The organism is Thermosynechococcus sp. OHK43, from assembly GCF_014466085.1.
GTDB lineage: Bacteria > Cyanobacteriota > Cyanobacteriia > Thermosynechococcales > Thermosynechococcaceae > Thermosynechococcus.
This window is the reverse complement of the sequence record NZ_JACOMP010000174.1, coordinates 1-4,868: the sequence shown is the minus strand read 5'-3', so window position 1 is coordinate 4,868 and position 4,868 is coordinate 1. Positions and strand designations below refer to the sequence as shown.

Here is a 4,868-nt window from a genome sequence, read left to right as displayed (position 1 = left end):
CAAGATATTTAGGAAAAATTAGGAAAAAATGGTTATAAAACGTTTATGGAGCCTTAGTTGTCCTCTCTTTGTCGGTATTACGGGGGTCGTTCTTCCGCCAATAACTGAGACCTGTGCCCCGTCGGCAACACCGATTCACAATTTGACGAACTTTCAGGGGATGACCCTTCGCGGCACAGTTCGCAGCGTCGTTGGTAATCCATTCATCCTCGATAACAGCACTGGCCAAGTGATGGTGGATGCGGGGCCGCGTTGGTTTTACCAAATCAATCGCCAGCCGGGCGAAACCGTTACAGTTGTCGGTAAATATGATAGATATGATTTTAATGCCATTTTAATGCCTTCAGTATTACTCGCGCCAATGGGGAGGGGGTTAACATCCGTCCCCACAGTGACCCTCCCCTTGGGCCAGTGGTCGGCGGCGCCTGTGGCAACGACCGGCATGCAAAAATCAGCCAGCCCACCCTATCCGCAAATGGGAAATTTTGCGAGGCACCTAAAATCTGGATTGATAGAGGGGGCGATTGCCCCTTTGATGTTCAGCGATCGCTAGCCAAAAGCAGCATAGAAACCAGCTCAGTGCCATTACTGATTCTTGGGCTAAAGCATGAGTTTTTCTAAACTTTCCTTGAAAGAATTCTTGGTATAGTAAAAGCGTTTACGAACTACTGTCCACTCGTCATTGGATTAGCCATGCTACTGAAGTCCACAACACGCCACGTTCACATCTATGCCGGCCATGTGGTAGATGGTGAAGTTCATCCTGATACCGAAACGCTGACGCTGAATGTGGATCCCGATAACGAATTGGAGTGGAACGAAGCCGCCCTTGCGAAAGTGGAAGCCAAGTTTCAGGAATTGGTGGCCAATGCCGCAGGGGAAGACCTGACGGAATACAATTTGCGGCGGATTGGCTCAGACTTGGAGCACTTTATTCGCTTCTTACTGATGCAAGGGGAAATTGGCTACAACCTCAATAGTCGTGTGCGCAACTATAGTCTGGGGATTCCCCGTGTAAATCACTCCTAGATTCCCAAACTCTCAATTCCGAAATCATTCAAGCTTTGACAGCGGAGCTTCCCGCTATCGTTCTTAGCATTGGGATGCATAAAGGGAGAGCCATCCTCTATCTGGTCTTTCGTGTTTCACCTGTGTGATCGCTTGGGGGAAAAAGCGGTGTTAAACCGTCAATTGGCCAAAAAAAAGAGGCCATTACTGACCTCAAAATGACACTTTGACCGCTGAAAATTGGGAGAAAGTGAAGGTCTAGAGGAGACCCCAGAAGTGAAGCACGCCTTGTTTGGTGATCAGTTCTGTGAGCAGTGCCGCCACAAAACCAATCATGGCAAGGCGGCCGTTCCAAATTTCAGCTTGGGGGGTAAATCCAAACACCCATGCATTGCGGTCTTCAGCTTTAATGGTTTTGGTATCTTCCATGGTTTTGACTCCTGATCGAACCCTGTACCCTCACTGTAACAATTCTTTACCAATTGCGCAACAACTCTTAATATATTTTTCTCTATTGCTGCCCTAGAGAGCGATCGCGATATCCCTAATCAATGACTGTAGCCATCTTCACGTTCTCTAGCTTGGCGAGGATTTGGGGCTTATAGTTTTCAAATTCTGCCTTGAGGAGATTACGGCTCACAACCGCTGGGGCCGAACTGGGTAAGTTTTTACTGGTTTGCAGCCAGTCCCGTAGGAGTTGCCGCTGAAAGGTTGCGATTGTAAACATGCGGACATTGAGGCAGTGTTGCGGATCCTCAAGGGAGAAAAAGAGCAGCGGGTAATAACCCGTTTCCGAAAGCAAAAGGCAGAGTTCTTGGTTGCGTGGCAGCTTCATATCCAAATAACAGGGCAACCAGCGGGGACCTTGCTGGGGATCATAAATAGCCGTAATCCAGAGGATCATCGGGTGGGGACTGGTGGTGAAGAGAAACTGGTTGTAGCGAAGATTAAGCATGCGCCGATCAATCTCTGACCGAGGCAACATCACCCACAGCGACGCCGCTGATTCCCGTTGGGCATACAAGGGCACGGGAAAGACAATTTCCGCTACAGGTTTATCCGCAGGCCAAACACTTTGCCAGCAGACTTCCTCAACCGTCGCAAGGGCAACAGGCGGTTGAGATTGGCGTTCTGAGGGTTGAGATACTTTGGCGGCAACCCCTACCCCCGGCTGGGTGACTCGAGTACTGCCAAACTGTTCCTCAACAGCTGTGAGAACTTTGATAATTTCCCCAACATTTTGGGGGCGATCACTGGGGGATTTGGCCATACAGGCCATGATCAGTTCCTCAAGGGCAGGGGGAAGATGCAGCCCCGGACTCGCCACATTGAAGGGAATGGGCTTTTGGAAGTGGTGCGCCTTAAACCAACTACCGATAGAGTGGCTTTCCGCCTGAATGGGCATCTTGCCTGTGAGTAACTCATACATGGTGATGCCAAGACTGTAGATATCAGAGCGGTGATCCAATTCCCGCCCTTCAATTTGTTCTGGCGAACAATAGGCCAAAGTGCCCATAAACGACGAGGTTTGACCCTTTTCAGAGACATCCCCCAAAAATTTGGCAATCCCAAAATCTAATAGCTTGGCGAGTTCCCCCATCGTGCCATCCTGAATCACAAGGACATTACTGGGTTTGATGTCACGATGAATAATCGGGCATTTTTGGCCTTCGATGATAATTCCTTCATGGGCTACCTGAAGACCAAGGCACATGTGCCGTGCAATGCGCAGAAATCGGCTTAAAGGCAGGGGTTCTTCTAGGAGCAAATCACTGAGGTTTTCTCCCTCTAAAAATTCCATGACGTAGAAGGGAATTTCCTCGTTGTTCATGCCGTAGTCGAGCACCCGCACCACGTGCATACTTTTCTGGCCGAGGAGAGCACCCGCCCGCGCTTCTTGGGCAAAGCGGGTTTTCATGCGATCGTTGAGCAGGCTGTGGGACAGGAATTTAACGGCAACGGGAACACCCCCAAGGAGACTATCTTCTGCGCGATAGACCCGCCCCATTGAGCCTTTGCCAATTAACTCCGTGAGCCGATACCGGTTCATGAGGACTTGGCCGATGTTGGTGTCGCGGTGGGGTTCTGACATAGTTGCCTCGGAGGGAAATCGGCTGGCGAGATCGCAAGCAGGCAAGGTTGACGTTGCTTGGTCGTTACTCCATAAGTTACTTAATATTATCTCTGGAATCTTTGGGTTCTGTTTGCTCCATTTGAGCCATGGGGGCGATCGCTCTCCCCAATCCGTAGTTTCTTAAGCAGTTTTAGGGTTTTAAGCATTGGGAACGCCTAACCAAGACATCAGCGAAGAACTGGTTATCTCAATTCCTTTCTCCAAATCAGGAAGAAGGATAAAGACCACACCGCCACTACAGGAAACCTCCCCCACCGATCGCCAGTGATTCGCGGTATAGATATGCACATGATCAACTGTCCTCCGTCGCCAACAGCGCCACATCTCACCGGCAGCACAATCATAGAGCTGATAGTCTTTGGGAATGGGGGCACGGGTAAAGGGCACCAGTGGTGCTTTGTTGTAGGCAAGGTCCGGAAAAAATGAACTATGGATCAATGCCTGTCGCAAAGATTCCCACGCATCGCAGTAGCGCTTGACTGTGATCTGTGGTTGACCCTCTTCACTTTTGCCTATGGCAATGAGGCCAGTTCGGTTGTCCACCAGTTGCAAAGTTCCTAGGACGGACTCAATGCGATAGTTGGGATTGGAGGCAAGGCTCTCGGTACCATTGACAACATCGGCAACGAAAACGGCAAACAACTCGTTGTCATTCATGAATTTACTCCTGATCCTGATTTTTCACCAGTTTACTTGGCAGCTTCGGTGGCAGAGGAGTGGCTCATCGGTTTTTCCTCTTGCAAGATTAAAATATCGCGAAAATTTCCTTTCTGAGGCGATCGCAAACCTCCGTATAATCATGGATTGATAAGGTAGTTGCATGGCTGCCTTCACTGGACTCTATACGCAGGGTTATCTCCCACACTTTGATTGCTTTGAGATGCTTTGACTTCTGAGGTTAACCATGAAATATCGCATTTTAATGGCGACTCTGCTGGCGGTATGTCTAGGGATTTTTTCCTTGAGCGCCCCCGCCTTTGCTGCAAAACAGACTTTAACCTATGACGATATTGTGGGTACAGGTCTGGCCAACAAGTGCCCCACCCTGGATGATACGGCGCGTGGTGCCTATCCCATTGATAGCTCCCAAACCTATCGCATTGCCCAACTGTGCCTGCAGCCGACGACATTTTTGGTCAAGGAAGAGCCTAAGAACAAACGCCAAGAGGCCGAATTTGTGCCCACAAAACTGGTGACCCGCGAAACCACGAGCTTGGATCAAATTCAAGGGGAACTCAAGGTCAACAGCGATGGCAGTCTTACGTTTGTGGAAGAGGATGGGATTGATTTCCAACCAGTGACAGTGCAAATGCCTGGTGGTGAGCGCATCCCACTGCTGTTTACGGTGAAAAACTTGGTGGCGAGCACTCAGCCCAACGTGACCAGCATCACCACTTCAACGGATTTCAAGGGCGAATTCAACGTTCCCTCCTACCGCACTGCCAACTTCCTCGATCCCAAAGGACGGGGCTTGGCCTCTGGTTATGACTCGGCGATCGCCCTTCCCCAAGCTAAAGAAGAAGAACTGGCTCGCGCCAACGTCAAACGCTTCTCCCTCACCAAGGGTCAAATTTCTCTGAATGTGGCGAAAGTGGATGGCCGCACCGGTGAAATTGCTGGCACCTTTGAAAGTGAGCAACTCTCCGATGATGATATGGGTGCCCACGAACCCCATGAGGTGAAAATTCAAGGGGTCTTTTACGCCCGCATCGAACCTGTCTAGGAT

6 protein-coding genes are annotated in these 4,868 nt (G+C 50.0%); 3 read left to right on the top strand and 3 right to left on the bottom strand.

From position 1 onward, the window contains the following. Positions 1-28: 28 nt before the first annotated feature. A complete protein-coding gene (locus H8Q75_RS07325) occupies positions 29-553 on the top strand; it encodes a hypothetical protein (RefSeq protein ID WP_024125098.1) in 525 nt (174 codons plus the stop codon). A gap of 140 nt (positions 554-693) precedes the next feature. After that, positions 694-1,029: a photosynthetic/respiratory NAD(P)H-quinone oxidoreductase subunit M gene (ndhM, locus tag H8Q75_RS07320; protein WP_024125097.1), complete on the top strand. Its 336-nt coding sequence runs from the start codon at positions 694-696 to the stop codon at positions 1,027-1,029. Positions 1,030-1,266: 237 nt separating this feature from the next. On the opposite strand, the gene H8Q75_RS07315 is transcribed toward ndhM, so the two are convergent. The 3 genes from H8Q75_RS07315 to H8Q75_RS07305 form a co-directional block, all read right to left on the bottom strand. After that, the gene (locus H8Q75_RS07315) at positions 1,267-1,437 is read right to left on the bottom strand and encodes a chlorophyll a/b-binding protein (RefSeq protein ID WP_011056299.1); all 171 of its coding nucleotides are present in this window, start codon (positions 1,435-1,437) and stop codon (positions 1,267-1,269) included. A gap of 115 nt (positions 1,438-1,552) precedes the next feature. Next, positions 1,553-3,100, bottom strand: a complete 1,548-nt coding sequence (locus H8Q75_RS07310; protein WP_297041004.1) for a serine/threonine-protein kinase — start codon at positions 3,098-3,100, stop codon at positions 1,553-1,555. Between the two features lie 180 nt (positions 3,101-3,280). Then, a complete protein-coding gene (locus H8Q75_RS07305) occupies positions 3,281-3,799 on the bottom strand; it encodes a hypothetical protein (protein ID WP_024125095.1) in 519 nt (172 codons plus the stop codon). A gap of 247 nt (positions 3,800-4,046) precedes the next feature. Here H8Q75_RS07305 and H8Q75_RS07300 point away from each other — a divergent pair, with 247 nt between their 5' ends. Beyond that, positions 4,047-4,865: a photosystem II manganese-stabilizing polypeptide gene (locus H8Q75_RS07300; protein WP_024125094.1), complete on the top strand. Its 819-nt coding sequence runs from the start codon at positions 4,047-4,049 to the stop codon at positions 4,863-4,865. Positions 4,866-4,868 lie beyond the last annotated feature (3 nt).

What these genes read in the sequence shown, in the direction of transcription:
- H8Q75_RS07325 (WP_024125098.1), top strand. Translation starts at nt 29, where the DNA reads ATGGTTATAAAACGTTTATGGAGCCTTAGTTGTCCTCTCTTTGTCGGT.
- ndhM (WP_024125097.1), top strand. Translation starts at nt 694, where the DNA reads ATGCTACTGAAGTCCACAACACGCCACGTTCACATCTATGCCGGCCAT.
- H8Q75_RS07315 (WP_011056299.1), bottom strand. Translation starts at nt 1,437, where the DNA reads ATGGAAGATACCAAAACCATTAAAGCTGAAGACCGCAATGCATGGGTG.
- H8Q75_RS07310 (WP_297041004.1), bottom strand. Translation starts at nt 3,100, where the DNA reads ATGTCAGAACCCCACCGCGACACCAACATCGGCCAAGTCCTCATGAAC.
- H8Q75_RS07305 (WP_024125095.1), bottom strand. Translation starts at nt 3,799, where the DNA reads ATGAATGACAACGAGTTGTTTGCCGTTTTCGTTGCCGATGTTGTCAAT.
- H8Q75_RS07300 (WP_024125094.1), top strand. Translation starts at nt 4,047, where the DNA reads ATGAAATATCGCATTTTAATGGCGACTCTGCTGGCGGTATGTCTAGGG.